Here is a 15,679-nt window from a genome sequence, read left to right as displayed (position 1 = left end):
TGAAAAACCCGGTCGCCAGGGCCTGCAAACTAGTGAGTGCAAACTCCAGACTTTCTAGAGACGAAGTAGGGATCACAGTGGCTGCCGCCGACAACGCGCTCGCCAAGGTTCGCAACATCGGGATCATGGCGCACATCGACGCCGGTAAGACGACGACCACCGAGCGGATCCTGTTCTACACCGGCATCACGTACAAGATCGGTGAGGTCCACGAGGGCGCTGCCGTCATGGACTGGATGGAGCAGGAGCAGGAGCGCGGGATCACGATCACGTCCGCCGCCACCAAGTGCGAGTGGGCTGGTCACACGATCCAGATCATCGACACCCCGGGTCACGTCGACTTCACGGTCGAGGTCGAGCGGTCCCTGCGGGTGCTCGACGGCGCGGTCGCGGTCTACGACGGCGTCGCCGGCGTGGAGCCGCAGACGGAGAACGTCTGGCGTCAGGCCGACAAGTACCACGTGCCCCGCATGTGCTTCGTCAACAAGCTCGACCGCACCGGCGCGAACTTCGACCGCTGCGTCGAGATGATGGTCGACCGGCTCAACGCCACCCCGCTCGTGCTCCAGATCCCGATCGGGCTCGAGGGCGACCACATCGGCGTCGTGGACGTCATCGGCATGCGTGCCCTGACCTGGCGTGGCGAGACCACCAAGGGTGAGGACTACGCGATCGAGGCGATCCCGGCCGACCTGGTCGACGCCGCGGACCAGGCTCGCGAGACTCTGCTCGAGACCCTCGCGGACGTGGACGACCACTTCGCCGAGCTGTTCCTCAGCGGGGACGAGATCTCGAACGACGAGATCAAGGCCGCGATCCGTCGCGCCACCCTCGCCTCGAAGGCCAACCCGGTGCTGTGTGGTTCGGCGTTCAAGAACAAGGGCATCCAGCCGATGCTCGACGCCGTCATCGACTACCTGCCGTCGCCCCTGGACGTTCCGGCGTACGAGGGCACCGCGCTCAACGGCGAGACCGTCGTCATCCGTCACCCGGACCCGAAGGAGCCCTTCTCGGGCCTCGCCTTCAAGATCCAGACGGACAAGCACCTCGGCAAGCTGACCTACGTCCGGGTCTACTCGGGCACGCTCGAGTCGGGCACCCAGGTCAGCAACTCGACCAAGGAGCGCAAGGAGCGGATCGGCAAGATCTACCAGATGCACGCCAATAAGCGCGAAGAGCGCTCGACGGCGTCGGCTGGCGACATCATCGCGGTGCAGGGTCTGAAGCAGACCACCACCGGTGACACGCTGTGTGACCCGGCGAACCCGGTGATCCTCGAGTCGATGACGTTCCCGGCCCCGGTCATCTCGGTGGCGATCGAGCCGAAGTCGAAGGCCGACCAGGAGAAGCTGGGCACCGCGATCCAGCGCCTGGCCGAGGAGGACCCGACCTTCCAGGTCAAGACCGACGAGGACACCGGCCAGACCGTCATCTCCGGTATGGGCGAGCTGCACCTCGACATCCTGGTCGACCGGATGCGTCGCGAGTTCAGCGTCGAGGCCAACATCGGCAAGCCGCAGGTGGCCTACCGCGAGACGATCAAGGGCACCGTCGACAAGCTCGACTACGTGCACAAGAAGCAGACCGGTGGCTCCGGTCAGTACGCCAAGGTCATCGTCAAGGTCGAGCCGTTGGAGATGACTCCGGACGGCCCGACGTACGAGTTCGTGAACGCCGTCTCCGGCGGTCGTATCCCGAAGGAGTACATCCCCTCGGTCGACGCCGGTGCGCAGGACTCCCTGCAGTACGGTGTCCTCGCTGGGTACCCGCTGGTGGGCGTGAAGTTCACGCTCCTCGACGGTGCGTACCACGAGGTCGACTCGTCCGAGATGGCATTCAAGATCGCCGGCTCGATCGTGATGAAGGAGGCCGCCCGCAAGGCGAACCCCACCATCCTCGAGCCGATGATGGCAGTCGAGGTCGTCACCCCCGAGGACAACATGGGTGACGTCATCGGCGACCTCAACTCCCGGCGTGGCATCATCCAGGCGATGGAGGAGCGCTCCGGCGCCCGAGTCGTCCGGGCCCTGGTGCCGCTGTCGGAGATGTTCGGCTACGTCGGCGACCTGCGGTCGAAGACCCAGGGCCGGGCGAGCTATTCGATGCAGTTCGACTCCTACGCCGAGGTTCCGGCCAACGTGGCGAAGGAGATCATCGCGAAGGCCACCGGCGAGTAGTTCGCCGGTAGTCACGCCCGGGCAGCATCACCGGGCCGGTCCCACCCGGACCAGACCCAGATCGACGTAACCAACGGTCCACAGGAGGACACAGTGGCGAAGGCGAAGTTCGAGCGGACTAAGCCGCACGTCAACATCGGCACCATCGGTCACATTGACCACGGTAAGACGACGCTGACTGCGGCCATCACGAAGGTCCTGCACGACAAGTACCCGGACCTCAACCCGTACACGCCGTTCGACGAGATCGACAAGGCGCCCGAGGAGAAGGCTCGTGGTATCACGATCTCCATCGCGCACGTCGAGTACCAGACCGAGTCGCGGCACTACGCCCACGTTGACTGCCCGGGTCACGCGGACTACATCAAGAACATGATCACCGGTGCCGCGCAGATGGACGGCGCGATCCTGGTGGTCGCGGCGACCGACGGCCCGATGCCGCAGACCAAGGAGCACGTGCTCCTGGCCCGCCAGGTCGGCGTTCCGTACATCGTCGTGGCGCTCAACAAGAGCGACATGGTCGAGGACGAGGAGCTCCTCGAGCTCGTCGAGATGGAGGTCCGGGAGCTGCTCTCGACCTACGAGTTCCCGGGTGACGACCTTCCGGTCGTCCAGGTCTCGGCGCTCAAGGCTCTCGAGGGCGACCCGACCTGGTCCGCCAAGCTGCTCGAGCTGATGGACGCGGTCGACACCGCGATCCCGCAGCCGGAGCGCGAGGTTGACAAGCCGTTCCTCATGCCGGTCGAGGACGTGTTCACGATCACCGGTCGTGGCACCGTCGCCACCGGGCGTATCGAGCGGGGCATCATCAAGGTCAACGAGACTGTCGACATCATCGGCATCAAGACGACCAAGCAGTCGACCACCGTCACCGGTGTCGAGATGTTCCGCAAGCTGCTCGACGAGGGCCGCGCTGGCGAGAACGTCGGTCTGCTGCTCCGTGGTGTGAAGCGTGAGGACATCGAGCGCGGCCAGGTCATCATCAAGCCGGGCACGACCACTCCGCACACCGACTTCGAGGCGAACGTCTACATCCTCTCGAAGGAAGAGGGCGGCCGTCACACGCCGTTCTTCAACAACTACCGTCCGCAGTTCTACTTCCGGACGACTGACGTCACCGGCGTCGTCACGCTGCCCGAGGGCACCGAGATGGTCATGCCCGGCGACAACACCGAGATGACTGTGGCGCTGATCCAGCCCATCGCGATGGAGGACGGTCTCCGTTTCGCCATCCGCGAGGGCTCCCGCACCGTTGGTGCGGGGCGCGTCACTAAGATTCTTAAGTAACCCGATTTCACTTTGCCGTACCTCGTACGGCATAATGAATAGGTTGTGCGTTGCGGGGCGGCCTCGGCTGTCCGGTCTCCGGAGTCATCCAGGGCCGCCCCGTCTCGCGGTGTTCGACCCCGCTCGAACACCCCGACCCCGTCGTCGCACCGGGGCCCGCTGTCCGTCCGCAGAGTTTCAAACTCGAACGACGGAGTATGGCCCTAGAGCGCGACACGCCCGAGCGCGGGGGTCGGAAGCAATCGAGGCGAAACTGGCCTCGGCCAGCAGCGGCACGAGAGAAGGAAACAGAAGCCACCATGGCGGGACAGAAGATCCGCATCCGGCTCAAGGCCTACGACCACGAGGTCGTGGACTCTTCGGCTCGGAAGATCGTCGAGACCGTGACGCGTACCGGCGCTCAGGTCGCAGGCCCGGTGCCGCTGCCGACGGAGATCAACCGCTACTGCGTCATCCGCTCGCCGCACAAGTACAAGGACTCGCGCGAGCACTTCGAGATGCGCACGCACAAGCGTCTGATCGACATCATCGACCCGACCCCGAAGACGGTCGACTCGCTCATGCGACTCGACCTTCCGGCTGGTGTCGACATCGAGATCAAGCTGTAGGGACCGGACAATGGACAGGCAAGTCAAGGGCATCCTGGGCGCCAAGCTCGGCATGACCCAGGTCTGGGACAACAACAAGGTTGTCCCGGTGACTGTGGTGCAGGCCGGCCCGTGCGTGGTCAGCCAGGTTCGCAGCACCGACAAGGACGGCTACGCCGCCGTTCAGCTCGCGTACGGGTCGATCGACCCGCGCAAGGTGAACAAGCCGCTGGCCGGTCACTACGAGAAGGCCGGGGTCGCTCCGCGCCGTCACGTCGTCGAGATTCGGACGCCGGACGCCGACGCGTACGCCCTGGGCCAGGAGATCACCGCCGAGGAGTTCCCGGTCGGTGTCACCGTGGACGTCACGGGTCGGACCAAGGGCAAGGGCTACGCCGGCGTCATGAAGCGGCACGGCTTCCACGGTCTCCGCGCGACGCACGGTGTGCAGCGTAAGCACCGTTCGCCCGGTTCCATCGGCGCCTGCGCGACCCCCGGTCGCGTCTTCAGGGGCACGCGGATGGCCGGTCGGATGGGTGGCGTTCGCTTCACCGTCCAGAACCTGTCGGTGCACGCGGTCGACGTTGAGAACAACCTCATCCTGGTTCGGGGCGCTGTCCCGGGACCGAAGGGTGCTGTCGTCCTCATCCGTACCGCTGCGAAGACGAACTTGAAGAAGGGCGGTGTGAAGTAATGACCGCGGTTGACATCCGTGACGCCGAGGGCGCCACGACCGGCTCGGTCGAGCTCCCCGCTGCGATCTTCGACGTCCAGTCGAACATCCCGCTGATGCACCAGGTCGTGGTCGCGCAGCTCGCTGCCGCCCGCCAGGGCACGCACAAGGTCAAGACCCGCGCTGAGGTTTCCGGCGGCGGTCGCAAGCCTTACAAGCAGAAGGGGACCGGCCGCGCCCGTCAGGGCTCGACCCGTTCGCCCCAGTTCGCTGGTGGTGGCGTCTCGCACGGGCCCGTCCCGCGTGACTACTCGCAGCGGACCCCCAAGAAGATGAAGGCCGCCGCCCTGCGTGGCGCTCTCTCCGACCGGGCCCGCAACGGCCAGGTCTTCGTCATCGAGTCGTTCGTGTCCGGCGAGAAGCCGTCCACGAAGACCGCGATGGCCGCGCTCAACAAGGTCTCGGACGCCACCCGCGCCCTGATCGTGCTGAGCCGCACGGAGGAGACCTCCTGGCTGAGCCTGCGGAACGTGCCCACGGTGCACCTGCTCGCCGTCGACCAGCTCAACACGTACGACGTGCTGGTCAACGACGACGTGGTCTTCACCGTCGAGGCTCTGAACGAGTTCCTGGGTACCAAGCAGGAGCAGGAGGAGAGCAAGTGAGCGGCGTGAGCTTCGGGGATCCCCGAGACGTCATCCTGCAGCCGGTCGTCTCCGAGAAGAGCTACGGCCTGCTGGACCAGAACAAGTACACGTTCCTGGTTCACCCGGACGCCAACAAGACGCACATCAAGATCGCTATCCAGCAGATCTTCAGCGTCAAGGTGGAGTCGGTGAACACGCTCAACCGCGAGGGTAAGCGCAAGCGCACCAAGTTCGGCTGGGGCAAGCGCAAGGACACCAAGCGCGCGATCGTGACGTTGGCCCCGGGTGACCGGATTGAGGCCTTCGGCGGCCCGGTCAGCTGACGAGGAGTAGGTAAATGGGCATCCGCAAGTACAAGCCGACGACCCCGGGTCGCCGTGGTTCCAGCGTTGCTGACTTCGCTGAGATCACGCGCAGCACTCCCGAGAAGTCGCTGCTGCGCCCGCTGCACTCCAAGGGCGGCCGGAACGCGCAGGGTCGGATCACGACTCGCCACCAGGGTGGCGGTCACAAGCGTCAGTACCGTCTGATCGATTTCAAGCGGGCGGACAAGGACGGCGTGCCGGCCAAGGTCGCGCACATCGAGTACGACCCGAACCGTACGGCTCGGATCGCGCTCCTGCACTTCGCTGACGGCGAGAAGCGGTACATCATCGCGCCGAAGGACCTGAAGCAGGGCGACCGTATTGAGGCCGGCGTTGGTGCCGACATCAAGCCGGGCAACAACCTGCCGCTGCGCAACATCCCGACCGGTACGACGATCCACGCTGTGGAGCTTCGTCCGGGCGGCGGGGCCAAGATGGCTCGCTCCGCGGGTGTTGGCATCCAGCTCCTGGGCAAGGAGGGGCCGTACGCGACCCTTCGTCTGCCCTCGGGTGAGATGCGGCGGGTGGACATCCGCTGCCGAGCCACCATCGGTGAGATCGGCAACGCAGAGCAGTCCAACATCAACTGGGGTAAGGCCGGCCGTATGCGGTGGAAGGGCAAGCGCCCGACCGTCCGTGGTGTCGCGATGAACCCGGTTGACCACCCGCACGGTGGTGGTGAGGGTAAGACCTCCGGTGGTCGTCACCCGGTCAACCCGAACGGCAAGCCCGAGGGGCGTACGCGCCGCAAGGGTAAGGCCAGCGACAAGCTCATCGTCCGCCGTCGCTACGCGACCCGCAAGCGCGGTTAGTCCGGGAGTAACGAGAGATGCCTCGCAGTCTCAAGAAGGGCCCCTTCGTGGACGACCACCTTCAGAAGAAGGTGGATGTCCAGAACGAGAAGGGCACCAAGAACGTCATCAAGACCTGGTCGCGGCGCTCGACCATCACCCCGGACTTCCTGGGGCACACGATCGCCGTGCACGACGGGCGCAAGCACGTGCCCGTCTTTATCTCGGAGGCGATGGTCGGGCACAAGCTCGGCGAGTTCGCTCTGACCCGGACGTTCAAGGGTCACGAGAAGGACGACCGCAAGAGCCGTCGGCGCTAACCGGCCGGGAATCGACGAGTAGGGGTTTACAGCGATGCCAGTTAAGGGCGACGCTCCAGCGCTTCCGGGCGCGAGGGCGGTTGCGCGCCACGTGCGCGTCTCGGCGAGTAAGGCACGCCGGGTGATCAACCTGGTCCGTGGCCTGCCCGCCAACAGGGCGCTCACGGTTCTCAAGTTTGCGCCGCAGGCAGCCAGCGAGCCGATCTACAAGGTGCTCGCAAGTGCGATCGCCAACGCCGAGAACAACGAGCGGCTCGACCCCGACTCGCTGCTCGTGGCCGAGGCTTTCGTCGATGAGGGTCCGACGCTGAAGCGGTTCAGGCCGCGGGCTCAGGGTCGGGCGTACCGGATCCGCAAGCGCACCTGCCACATCACGATCGTGGTGGAGAGCGTGCAGGCGGCGGCTCCGCGTACCGTCAAGAAGGCCGCGAAGGCTGCCGAGGCCGCTCCGGCGGTTGAGGCCGAGAAGGAGAGCGCCGAGTAATGGGTCAGAAAGTTCACCCGCACGGGTTCCGACTCGGCATCAGCACCGAGTACAAGTCCCGGTGGTACGCGGACAAGCTGTACAAGGACTACGTCGGCGAGGATGTCAAGATCCGTCGTCTCATGTCCAAGGGGCTTGAGCGCGCGGGTATCTCGAAGGTTGACATCGAGCGCACTCGGGACCGGGTCCGCATCGACATCCACACCGCCCGGCCGGGCATTGTCATCGGCCGGAAGGGTGCGGAGGCCGAGCGGCTCCGCGACGTGCTCGAGAAGCTCACGGGCAAGCAGATCCAGCTGAACATCCTCGAGGTCAAGAACCCCGAGTCGGACGCGCAGCTGGTTGCCCAGGGCGTGGCCGAGCAGCTCTCCAGCCGGGTTTCGTTCCGGCGGGCGATGCGTAAGTCGATGCAGTCGGCGATGAAGAACCCGCTCGTCAAGGGCATCCGGGTTCAGGTCTCCGGCCGTCTCGGCGGCGCCGAGATGAGCCGCACGGAGTTCTACCGTGAGGGTCGCGTTCCGCTGCACACGCTGCGTGCGGGCATCGACTACGGCTTCTTCGAGGCCCGGACCACCTTCGGCCGGATCGGCGTGAAGGTCTGGATCTACAAGGGCGACGCCGTTCCGGGTCGCGACGCGCTCGAGCAGCAGGCGGCCGCTGGCCGTCCGCGCCGCGAGCCCCGCGGTGGCGGTGCGGACCGTCCGCGTCGTGGCGGTCGCTCGGGTGCGACCGGTACGACCGGTCACAGCACTGAGGCTGGACGTGCGGCTGCGGCCGAGTTCGGCGGTACCAAGAACACCGACGCCGCTGCTGCTGTTGAGGCCGCTCCGGTGACTGAAAACGGGCAGGAGGGCTGACCTGACATGTTGATGCCACGTAAGCCCCCGAAGGGCTTCCGTAAGCCGCACAACCCGAAGCGCTCGGGCGCTGCCAAGGGCGGCACCAGGGTCGTCTTCGGCGAGTTCGGCATCCAGGCTCTGGAGCCCGCGTACGTGACGAACCGGCAGATCGAGTCGGCACGTATCGCGATGACCCGTCACATCAAGCGTGGCGGTAAGGTCTGGATCACGATCTTCCCGGACCAGTCCATCACGAAGAAGCCCGCCGAGACCCGCATGGGTTCCGGTAAGGGTTCCCCCGAGTGGTGGGTGGCGAACGTCAAGCCGGGCCGGATCCTGTTCGAGATGGCGTTCCCGAACGAGGTGATCGCGCGTGAAGCAATGCGACGCGCGATCCACAAGCTGCCGATGAAGTGCCGCATTGTTAAGCGCGAAGTGGGTGAGGCGTGATGGCAGCGGTTACTCCGGCTGCTGAGGTTCGGGAAGTCTCCGACGAGGAGCTCAAGACCCGACTCTCGGAAGCCAAGGCAGAGCTGTTCAACCTTCGGGTGCAGGCGGCGACGGGGCAGCTGGACAACAACCGGCGGCTCCAGACGGTCCGGCGTGAGGTTGCCCGGATCTACACGATCATGCGCGAGCGCGAGCTTGGTCTGAGCGCCGCGCCTACTGAGGTGGCGTCATGAGCGAGACCGTGAACGAAACCGCTGAGACCGAGGAGCGCAGCCGTCGTAAGACGCGCGAGGGCCTGGTCGTCAGCGACAAGATGGACAAGACCGTCGTCGTGGCTGTCGAGGACCGGGTCAAGCACCCGCTCTACGGCAAGGTTCTGCGGCGGACTCGCAAGCTCAAGGCGCACGACGAGCAGAACGCCTGCGGCATCGGCGACCGCGTTGTCCTCATGGAGACGCGTCCGCTGTCGGCCACCAAGCGTTGGCGGATCGTGGAGATCCTCGAGAAGGCCAAGTAAGTAACCGGCTAGTTCCGCCAGGCTCTGCTGCTGTGGGCGGTAGAGAACCGGCGAGACAACAGGAGTTCACGTGATCCAGCAGGAGTCGCGACTGCGCGTCGCCGACAACACAGGTGCCAAGGAAATCCTTTGCATCCGTGTTCTCGGTGGCTCCGGTCGGCGCTACGCGAGCATTGGCGACGTCATCGTGGCCACGGTCAAGGACGCGATCCCCGCGGCCGGTGTGAAGAAGGGTGACGTCGTGAAGGCTGTCATCGTTCGCACCGCCAAGGAGAAGCGTCGGCCGGACGGCTCGTACATTCGCTTCGACGAGAACGCCGCCGTCATCATCAAGGATGGTGGCGACCCCCGCGGTACCCGCATCTTCGGCCCGGTCGGCCGCGAGCTGCGGGACAAGCGGTTCATGAAGATCATCTCCCTCGCACCGGAGGTGTTGTAGACCGTGAAGATCAAGAAGGGCGACACGGTCGTCGTCATCGCGGGCAAGGACAAGGGCGCCAAGGGCAAGGTCATCGCGGCCTACCCGACGCTCGACAAGGTCCTGGTCGAGGGCGTTAACCGGGTCAAGAAGCACACCAGCATCCGTACCACCCAGCGTGGCGCGAAGACCGGTGGCATCATCACCCAGGAGGCCCCGATCCACGTGAGCAACGTGGCCGTGGTCGACAGCGACGGCAAGCCGACCCGCGTGGGGGCTCGCGTCGACGAGTCCGGCGTGAAGGTTCGCATCGCGCGCAGCAACGGTAAGGACCTGTGATGACGACGGTTGAGAAGGTGGCCCCGCGCCTCAAGACGCGGTACCGCGACGAGGTCAAGTCCGAGCTGCAGAAGCAGTTCGAGTACAAGAACTCGATGCTGATCCCCGGCCTGGTCAAGATCGTCGTGAACATGGGTGTCGGCGAGGCTGCTCGTGACGCCAAGCTGATCGACGGCGCCGTCCGTGACCTGACCACGATCACCGGCCAGAAGCCGCTGATCCGCAAGGCGACCAAGTCGATCGCGCAGTTCAAGCTCCGTGAGGGCATGCCGATCGGCGCGAAGGTCACCCTGCGGGGCGACCGGATGTGGGAGTTCCTGGACCGGCTGCTGTCGATCTCGCTGCCCCGTATCCGTGACTTCCGCGGTCTGGACGGGCGCAAGCTCGACGGCAACGGCAACTACACGTTCGGTCTGACCGAGCAGTCGACGTTCCACGAGATCGACCAGGACAAGATCGACCGCGTCCGCGGTATGGACATCACCGTGGTCACGACCGCGAAGACCGACGACGAGGGCCGGGCGCTGCTGAAGCTCCTGGGCTTCCCGTTCAAGGAGAACTGATGGCTAAGAAGGCGCTGATTCTCAAGGCGGCCGCGAAGCCGAAGTTCGCGGTCCGTGCGTACACCCGCTGCCAGCGTTGCGGACGTCCGAAGGCCGTGTACCGCAAGTTCGGCCTCTGCCGGATCTGCATCCGGGAGATGGCCCACCGCGGCGAGCTCCCCGGCGTGACCAAGGCCTCCTGGTAACCGAACTACTTAGCCACCGCGCTTCGCCGTAGGCCTGCTGAGCACCTAGTGCCAGAACCGGGAACCGCGGCGAGAAAGGCTGATTTAAACCGATGACGATGACCGACCCGATCGCAGACATGCTCACGCGTCTGCGCAACGCCAATCAGGCGTACCACGACCAGGTGAAGATGCCCTACTCGAAGATCAAGGCGAACATCGCCGAGGTCCTCAAGGCCGAGGGCTACATCACCGGCTGGACCGTCGAGGAGCCCGCTGAGGGCGCCGTTGGCAGGACTCTCCACGTGGAGCTCAAGTTCGGCCAGAACCGGGAGCGGAGCCTCGCCGGCATCCGCCGCGTGTCCAAGCCCGGTCTCCGGGTGTACGCCAAGTCCCCCGAGCTTCCTCGGGTGCTCGGCGGCCTGGGCGTTGCGATCATCTCGACGTCACAGGGGCTGCTCACCGACCGGCAGGCCCGCAAGCGAGGGGTAGGCGGGGAAGTCCTCGCCTACGTCTGGTAAGGGGCAGATACATGTCGCGTATTGGGCGTAAGCCGATTGATGTCCCCACCGGGGTCGACATCACCATTGACGGCCAGACCGTCAAGGTGAAGGGCCCCAAGGGGTCGCTGGAGCACACCCTCGCCGAGCCGATCACGGCTGAGCGCGAGGAGAACGGCCAGATCGCAGTTGTCCGGCCGAACGACGAGCGCAAGGCCAAGGAGCTGCACGGGCTTTCCCGTACGCTCGTGGCCAACATGATCGTCGGTGTGACCACCGGCTACAAGAAGGTTCTGGAAATCCAGGGCACCGGTTACCGCGTGACCGCCAAGGGCTCGGACCTGGAGTTCGCTCTGGGCTTCTCCCACCCGGTTGTCGTCCCCGCCCCGGCGGGTATCACCTTCGCCGTCGAGAAGCCGACGATCTTCTCGATCGAGGGCATCGACAAGCAGCAGGTGGGCGAGGTCGCCGCGAACATCCGCAAGATCCGCCCGCCGGAGCCGTACAAGGGCAAGGGTGTGCGGTACCAGGGCGAGAACGTCCGCCGCAAGGCTGGAAAGGCAGGCAAGAAGTGACCGCCACGCTGCTCAAGCGCCGGAACGGTGGGGGCATCTCTGCCAACCGTCGGGTCGCGCGTGCGCGCCGGCACTTCCGGGTGCGCAAGAACGTCAACGGCACCTCCGAGCGTCCGCGCCTGGTGGTCACCCGTTCGCTGCGGCACATGGTCGCTCAGATCGTGGACGACACCAAGGGCATCACCCTGGCGTCGGCGTCCACCCTCGAGGCGTCCTTCCGCGGGGCCGAGGGCGACAAGCGCGCTCTCGCCACCAAGGTCGGTGCACTGGTAGCGGAGCGCGCCAAGGCCGCCGGGATCAGCGCTGTGGTCTTCGACCGCGGTGGCGACCGGTACACGGGGCGCATCGCCGCCCTGGCCGACGCGGCCCGCGAAGCCGGACTTGAGTTCTAGAAACCGTCACGAGAGGAGAGTCTGATGCCAGGAGCACAGCGCCGTGGCGGTGGGTCCGGTACCGCTGGCACGAGTAACGAGGGTGGTGGCCAGGGCAACCGTCGCGACAACCGTCGCGAGGGCGGTCGGGGTCAGGCCCAGGAGAAGACGCCGCACCTGGAGCGCGTGGTTGCTATCAACCGCGTGGCCAAGGTGGTCAAGGGTGGTCGTCGGTTCAGCTTCACCGCGCTCGTCGTGGTCGGAGACGGCGACGGCACCGTAGGTGTCGGGTACGGCAAGGCCAAGGAGGTGCCTGCGGCGATCGCCAAGGGTGTCGAAGAGGCCAAGAAGCACTTCTTCAAGGTGCCGCGGATCGGTTCGACGATCCCGCACCCGGTGCTCGGTGAGGACGCGGCGGGCAAGGTCCTGCTGAAGCCCGCCAGCGCTGGTACCGGCGTCATCGCCGGTGGTCCGGTGCGCGCCGTGCTGGAGTGCGTCGGGATCCACGACGTGCTGTCCAAGAGCCAGGGTTCGTCGAACGCGATCAACATCGTGCACGCGACGGTCGCTGCTCTGAAGTCGTTGGAATCGCCGGAGGCTGTGGCCGCGCGCCGTGGGCTCCCGGTCGAGGATGTCGCACCGGCCGCCATGCTGCGGGCTCGTGCGGCGGCTGCGGGGGCATGACATGGCACGTCTGAAGGTCACCCAGCTCCGGTCCGGTATCGGTGGCAAGCAGAACCAGCGGGACACGCTGCGGACGCTTGGCCTGAAGCGGATCAACGATGAGGTGGTCAAAGAGGACCGCCCCGAGATTCGGGGCATGATCAAGACCGTGATCCACCTCGTCAAGGTCGAGGAGGTCGAGTAGCGATGACGATCAAGGTTCACCACCTGCGCCCGGCTCCCGGTGCGAAGACGGTCAAGACCCGCGTTGGTCGCGGTGAGGGCTCGAAGGGCAAGACCGCCGGTCGTGGCACGAAGGGCACCAAGGCCCGTCGTTCCGTGCACCAGTGGTTCGAGGGTGGGCAGATGCCCATTCACATGCGCCTGCCGAAGCTCAAGGGTTTCAAGAACAAGTTCAAGGTGGAGTTCCAGGTCGTGAACCTGGAGCGTCTGGCTGAGCTGTTCCCGAACGGCGGCACCATCGGCGTGCTCGAGCTGGTTCAGGCCGGCGCGGTGCGCAAGGGGCAGCTCGTCAAGGTTCTCGGCAGCGGGGACCTGGGCGGCGTGAAGCTCGACATCTCGGCCAACGCGTTCAGCGCGTCGGCCAAGGAGAAGATCGAGGCTGCCGGCGGCTCGGTCACCGAGCTGTAACAAGTGGCGATGGACCCTGTCCAGTGACCGCAGTCCCCAGCACAATGGGGACGGCGTTCCGGGCAGGGTCCGCGTCTCGTTCGGGGTGGTTTCTGTGGCCCCGGATGAAATAGTCCGGCCGGCCCTCCTGACCGGAGGGGCCATGTGCTGTTAGAGTCCGGTCGCATATAGGCTTCACCCCCCCATGCGGTGGGCCCGCCGGGCCCAACACCGCTCACCGGCAATCGGCCGCCCCCCGTGGCCGCTCGCGCAGGAGGATCTGTTGCTCTCCGCATTTTTCAGTGCGTTCCGCACGCCTGACCTGCGCAAGAAACTGTTGTTCACCCTGTTCATCGTCGCCATCTACCGGCTGGGAGCCACCATCCCCAGCCCCGGTGTGAACTACGGCAACGTGCAGCGGTGTATCGACCGGATGAGCACGGGCGACAGCAACGAGGTCTTCACGCTGCTGAACCTGTTCTCCGGTGGAGCCCTCCTCCAGCTGACGGTGTTCGCGCTGGGCATCATGCCCTACATCACGGCGAGCATCATCCTGCAGCTGCTCACCGTGGTCATCCCGCGGCTCGAGCAGCTGAAGAAGGAGGGGCAGTCGGGGCAGGCGAAGATCACGCAGTACACGCGGTACCTGACGCTGGGCCTCGCGGTCCTCCAGGCCTCCGGGTTCGTGGCTCTCGCCAAGTCGGGGCAGCTCTTCAACAACCAGTGCAGCACCGCTGACACCGAGCCGATCCCGGTCAGCTCGATCATGCCGAACTGGCTCACGCTGACGTGCCTGGTCATCACGATGACCGCCGGAACCGGTGTGATCATGTGGCTCGGCGAGATGGTCACGGACAAGGGTGTCGGCAACGGCATGTCCGTCCTGATCTTCACCTCGATCGCGGCCCGGCTCCCCGCTGAGGGCCTGCAGATCTGGCAGCAGAACAAGCTCAACTTCGCGATCGTCGTCGGCATCGGCCTCATCGTGATCGCGCTGGTCATCTTCATCGAGCAGGCACAGCGCCGGGTCCCGGTGCAGTACGCCAAGCGGATGGTCGGCCGCCGGATGTACGGGGGCACCTCCACCTACATCCCGCTGAAGGTCAACCAGGCCGGCGTCATCCCGGTCATCTTCGCCTCGTCGCTGCTGTACCTGCCGACGCTCGGCCTCCAGCTGATGGACCAGAACAACCTGCCCGCGTGGGGCGCGTGGATCAACAAGTGGGTCATCCCCCAGGACAGCTGGATCCACATCCTGCTGTACTTCGCGATGATCCTGTTCTTCACGTACTTCTACGTGGCCATCACGTTCAACCCGACCGAGGTCGCGGACAACATGAAGAAGTACGGCGGCTTCATCCCGGGTATCCGCCCGGGCAAGCCGACCGCCGAGTACCTCGACTTCATCCTGAGCCGCATCACGCTCCCGGGTGCTCTCTACCTCGGCATCATCGCCGTCCTGCCGAACCTGTTCATGGGCCTGGCCGGCGGCAACCAACAGAACTTCCCGTTCGGTGGTACAGCGGTGCTGATCATCGTCGGCGTGGGCCTGGAGACGGTCAAGCAGATCGAGAGCCAGCTCATGCAGCGCAACTACGAAGGGTTCCTGAGGTAGTGGCGCGGGTTCGCAGGCGCAGTGAGGTGGGTTCCGCGTGAGGCTCGTTCTGGTAGGACCACCCGGGGCCGGTAAGGGCACCCAGGCGCAGTTCATCGCGTCGCACCTGGCGGTTCCGGGGATCTCGACCGGGGACATCTTCCGGGCCAACGTGACCCAGAAGACCCCGCTCGGGCTCGAGGCGAAGCGGTACATGGACGCGGGTGACCTGGTCCCGGACGAGGTCACCATCAACATGGTCCGCGACCGGCTGGCCGAGTCCGACGCGAGCGACGGCTTCCTGCTCGACGGCTTCCCGCGTACCGTGCCGCAGGCCGTGGCGCTGGACAAGCTGCTCGTCGACCTGGGCTTCACGCTGGACCTGGTGCTGGAGCTCGTCGTGGACGACGACGAGGTCATCCGGCGGCTGTCCGGCCGGCGGATGTGCCGCAGCTGCGGTCGGATCTGGCACGTCGAGTTCGAGCCGACGGCCAAGCCGGGTGTGTGCGACAACTGCCAGGGCGAGCTCTTCCAGCGCGACGACGACAACCCGGCGACGATCGCCAACCGGTTGAAGGAGTACGCGGAGAAGACCGCCCCGCTGGTCGACTTCTACGGCGCCCAGGGCAAGCTCGTGGGCATCGACGCGACCGGACCGGTCGAGGACATTACGAACCGGGCGATCGACGCGCTCCGGTCGTACGGGGGATAAGCGGGCCGCAGGT

The 15,679-nt window shown here is 65.7% G+C and carries 25 protein-coding genes; all 25 read left to right on the top strand.

The genetic code is table 11. The features are described from left to right. The first annotated feature begins 77 nt into the window (after window positions 1-77). The 25 genes from fusA to AB0M43_RS31425 all read left to right on the top strand — a co-directional run bounded on the left by fusA (window position 78) and on the right by AB0M43_RS31425 (window position 15,666). The gene (gene fusA / locus AB0M43_RS31545) at window positions 78-2,177 is read left to right on the top strand and encodes an elongation factor G (RefSeq protein ID WP_363729479.1); all 2,100 of its coding nucleotides are present in this window, start codon (window positions 78-80) and stop codon (window positions 2,175-2,177) included. A 93-nt stretch (window positions 2,178-2,270) separates the two neighbouring features. Continuing rightward, complete coding sequence (gene tuf, locus AB0M43_RS31540; protein WP_363729476.1) at window positions 2,271-3,464, top strand: elongation factor Tu; 1,194 nt, start codon at window positions 2,271-2,273, stop codon at window positions 3,462-3,464. A 299-nt stretch (window positions 3,465-3,763) separates the two neighbouring features. After that, the gene (gene rpsJ, locus AB0M43_RS31535; RefSeq protein ID WP_018347762.1) at window positions 3,764-4,072 is read left to right on the top strand and encodes a 30S ribosomal protein S10; all 309 of its coding nucleotides are present in this window, start codon (window positions 3,764-3,766) and stop codon (window positions 4,070-4,072) included. Between the two features lie 10 nt (window positions 4,073-4,082). Continuing rightward, window positions 4,083-4,745 carry a 50S ribosomal protein L3 gene (gene rplC, locus AB0M43_RS31530; RefSeq protein WP_363729472.1) on the top strand — a complete coding sequence of 221 codons (663 nt, stop codon included), beginning with the start codon at window positions 4,083-4,085 and terminating at the stop codon, window positions 4,743-4,745. Beyond that, window positions 4,745-5,389 (top strand): 50S ribosomal protein L4, encoded by a 645-nt coding sequence (gene rplD, locus AB0M43_RS31525; RefSeq protein WP_363729471.1) that lies wholly within the window; start codon window positions 4,745-4,747, stop codon window positions 5,387-5,389. Before rplC ends, rplD begins: the two co-directional genes overlap by 1 nt. Then, window positions 5,386-5,694 carry a 50S ribosomal protein L23 gene (gene rplW, locus AB0M43_RS31520; protein ID WP_197006660.1) on the top strand — a complete coding sequence of 103 codons (309 nt, stop codon included), beginning with the start codon at window positions 5,386-5,388 and terminating at the stop codon, window positions 5,692-5,694. The genes rplD and rplW overlap by 4 nt, the downstream gene beginning before the upstream one ends. A gap of 14 nt (window positions 5,695-5,708) precedes the next feature. After that, on the top strand, window positions 5,709-6,548 hold the full coding sequence (gene rplB / locus AB0M43_RS31515) for a 50S ribosomal protein L2 (RefSeq protein WP_363729468.1): 840 nt from the start codon (window positions 5,709-5,711) through the stop codon (window positions 6,546-6,548). 17 nt (window positions 6,549-6,565) lie between these two features. Continuing rightward, window positions 6,566-6,847 carry a 30S ribosomal protein S19 gene (rpsS, locus tag AB0M43_RS31510; RefSeq protein ID WP_018347767.1) on the top strand — a complete coding sequence of 94 codons (282 nt, stop codon included), beginning with the start codon at window positions 6,566-6,568 and terminating at the stop codon, window positions 6,845-6,847. A 34-nt stretch (window positions 6,848-6,881) separates the two neighbouring features. Beyond that, on the top strand, window positions 6,882-7,331 hold the full coding sequence (gene rplV, locus AB0M43_RS31505; protein ID WP_197006662.1) for a 50S ribosomal protein L22: 450 nt from the start codon (window positions 6,882-6,884) through the stop codon (window positions 7,329-7,331). Next, complete coding sequence (gene rpsC / locus AB0M43_RS31500) at window positions 7,331-8,188, top strand: 30S ribosomal protein S3 (protein ID WP_363729466.1); 858 nt, start codon at window positions 7,331-7,333, stop codon at window positions 8,186-8,188. Before rplV ends, rpsC begins: the two co-directional genes overlap by 1 nt. A 6-nt stretch (window positions 8,189-8,194) precedes the next feature. Further along, window positions 8,195-8,620 carry a 50S ribosomal protein L16 gene (gene rplP, locus AB0M43_RS31495; RefSeq protein WP_197006664.1) on the top strand — a complete coding sequence of 142 codons (426 nt, stop codon included), beginning with the start codon at window positions 8,195-8,197 and terminating at the stop codon, window positions 8,618-8,620. Then, window positions 8,620-8,853: a 50S ribosomal protein L29 gene (rpmC, locus tag AB0M43_RS31490; RefSeq protein ID WP_363729464.1), complete on the top strand. Its 234-nt coding sequence runs from the start codon at window positions 8,620-8,622 to the stop codon at window positions 8,851-8,853. Before rplP ends, rpmC begins: the two co-directional genes overlap by 1 nt. After that, window positions 8,850-9,137, top strand: coding sequence for a 30S ribosomal protein S17 (gene rpsQ / locus AB0M43_RS31485; protein WP_197006666.1), 288 nt, complete (start codon window positions 8,850-8,852; stop codon window positions 9,135-9,137). The genes rpmC and rpsQ overlap by 4 nt, the downstream gene beginning before the upstream one ends. 70 nt (window positions 9,138-9,207) lie before the next feature. Beyond that, complete coding sequence (rplN, locus tag AB0M43_RS31480) at window positions 9,208-9,576, top strand: 50S ribosomal protein L14 (RefSeq protein ID WP_363729462.1); 369 nt, start codon at window positions 9,208-9,210, stop codon at window positions 9,574-9,576. 3 nt (window positions 9,577-9,579) lie between these two features. Continuing rightward, window positions 9,580-9,894: a 50S ribosomal protein L24 gene (rplX, locus tag AB0M43_RS31475; protein ID WP_363729459.1), complete on the top strand. Its 315-nt coding sequence runs from the start codon at window positions 9,580-9,582 to the stop codon at window positions 9,892-9,894. Further along, on the top strand, window positions 9,894-10,457 hold the full coding sequence (gene rplE, locus AB0M43_RS31470; RefSeq protein ID WP_363729457.1) for a 50S ribosomal protein L5: 564 nt from the start codon (window positions 9,894-9,896) through the stop codon (window positions 10,455-10,457). The genes rplX and rplE overlap by 1 nt, the downstream gene beginning before the upstream one ends. Continuing rightward, the gene (locus AB0M43_RS31465; RefSeq protein ID WP_197006670.1) at window positions 10,457-10,642 is read left to right on the top strand and encodes a type Z 30S ribosomal protein S14; all 186 of its coding nucleotides are present in this window, start codon (window positions 10,457-10,459) and stop codon (window positions 10,640-10,642) included. Before rplE ends, AB0M43_RS31465 begins: the two co-directional genes overlap by 1 nt. A gap of 92 nt (window positions 10,643-10,734) precedes the next feature. Next, window positions 10,735-11,142, top strand: coding sequence for a 30S ribosomal protein S8 (rpsH, locus tag AB0M43_RS31460; protein WP_197006671.1), 408 nt, complete (start codon window positions 10,735-10,737; stop codon window positions 11,140-11,142). 11 nt (window positions 11,143-11,153) lie between these two features. Beyond that, window positions 11,154-11,696 carry a 50S ribosomal protein L6 gene (rplF, locus tag AB0M43_RS31455; protein ID WP_363729454.1) on the top strand — a complete coding sequence of 181 codons (543 nt, stop codon included), beginning with the start codon at window positions 11,154-11,156 and terminating at the stop codon, window positions 11,694-11,696. 8 nt (window positions 11,697-11,704) lie between these two features. Continuing rightward, a complete protein-coding gene (gene rplR, locus AB0M43_RS31450) occupies window positions 11,705-12,088 on the top strand; it encodes a 50S ribosomal protein L18 (RefSeq protein ID WP_363729881.1) in 384 nt (127 codons plus the stop codon). Between the two features lie 24 nt (window positions 12,089-12,112). Further along, window positions 12,113-12,751: a 30S ribosomal protein S5 gene (gene rpsE, locus AB0M43_RS31445; protein ID WP_197006673.1), complete on the top strand. Its 639-nt coding sequence runs from the start codon at window positions 12,113-12,115 to the stop codon at window positions 12,749-12,751. A gap of 1 nt (window position 12,752) precedes the next feature. After that, window positions 12,753-12,935, top strand: coding sequence for a 50S ribosomal protein L30 (rpmD, locus tag AB0M43_RS31440; RefSeq protein ID WP_197006674.1), 183 nt, complete (start codon window positions 12,753-12,755; stop codon window positions 12,933-12,935). Between the two features lie 2 nt (window positions 12,936-12,937). Continuing rightward, window positions 12,938-13,381 (top strand): 50S ribosomal protein L15, encoded by a 444-nt coding sequence (gene rplO, locus AB0M43_RS31435; protein ID WP_363729450.1) that lies wholly within the window; start codon window positions 12,938-12,940, stop codon window positions 13,379-13,381. Between the two features lie 262 nt (window positions 13,382-13,643). Continuing rightward, the gene (gene secY / locus AB0M43_RS31430; protein WP_363729449.1) at window positions 13,644-14,975 is read left to right on the top strand and encodes a preprotein translocase subunit SecY; all 1,332 of its coding nucleotides are present in this window, start codon (window positions 13,644-13,646) and stop codon (window positions 14,973-14,975) included. 37 nt (window positions 14,976-15,012) lie between these two features. Further along, the gene (locus AB0M43_RS31425; protein ID WP_363729447.1) at window positions 15,013-15,666 is read left to right on the top strand and encodes an adenylate kinase; all 654 of its coding nucleotides are present in this window, start codon (window positions 15,013-15,015) and stop codon (window positions 15,664-15,666) included. Window positions 15,667-15,679: the final 13 nt, after the last annotated feature.

Source organism: Longispora sp. NPDC051575, assembly GCF_040681875.1.
Taxonomy (GTDB): domain Bacteria; phylum Actinomycetota; class Actinomycetes; order Mycobacteriales; family Micromonosporaceae; genus Longispora.
Note: the sequence above shows the minus strand (reverse complement) of the source record. Positions and strands in the feature narration are given on the sequence as shown.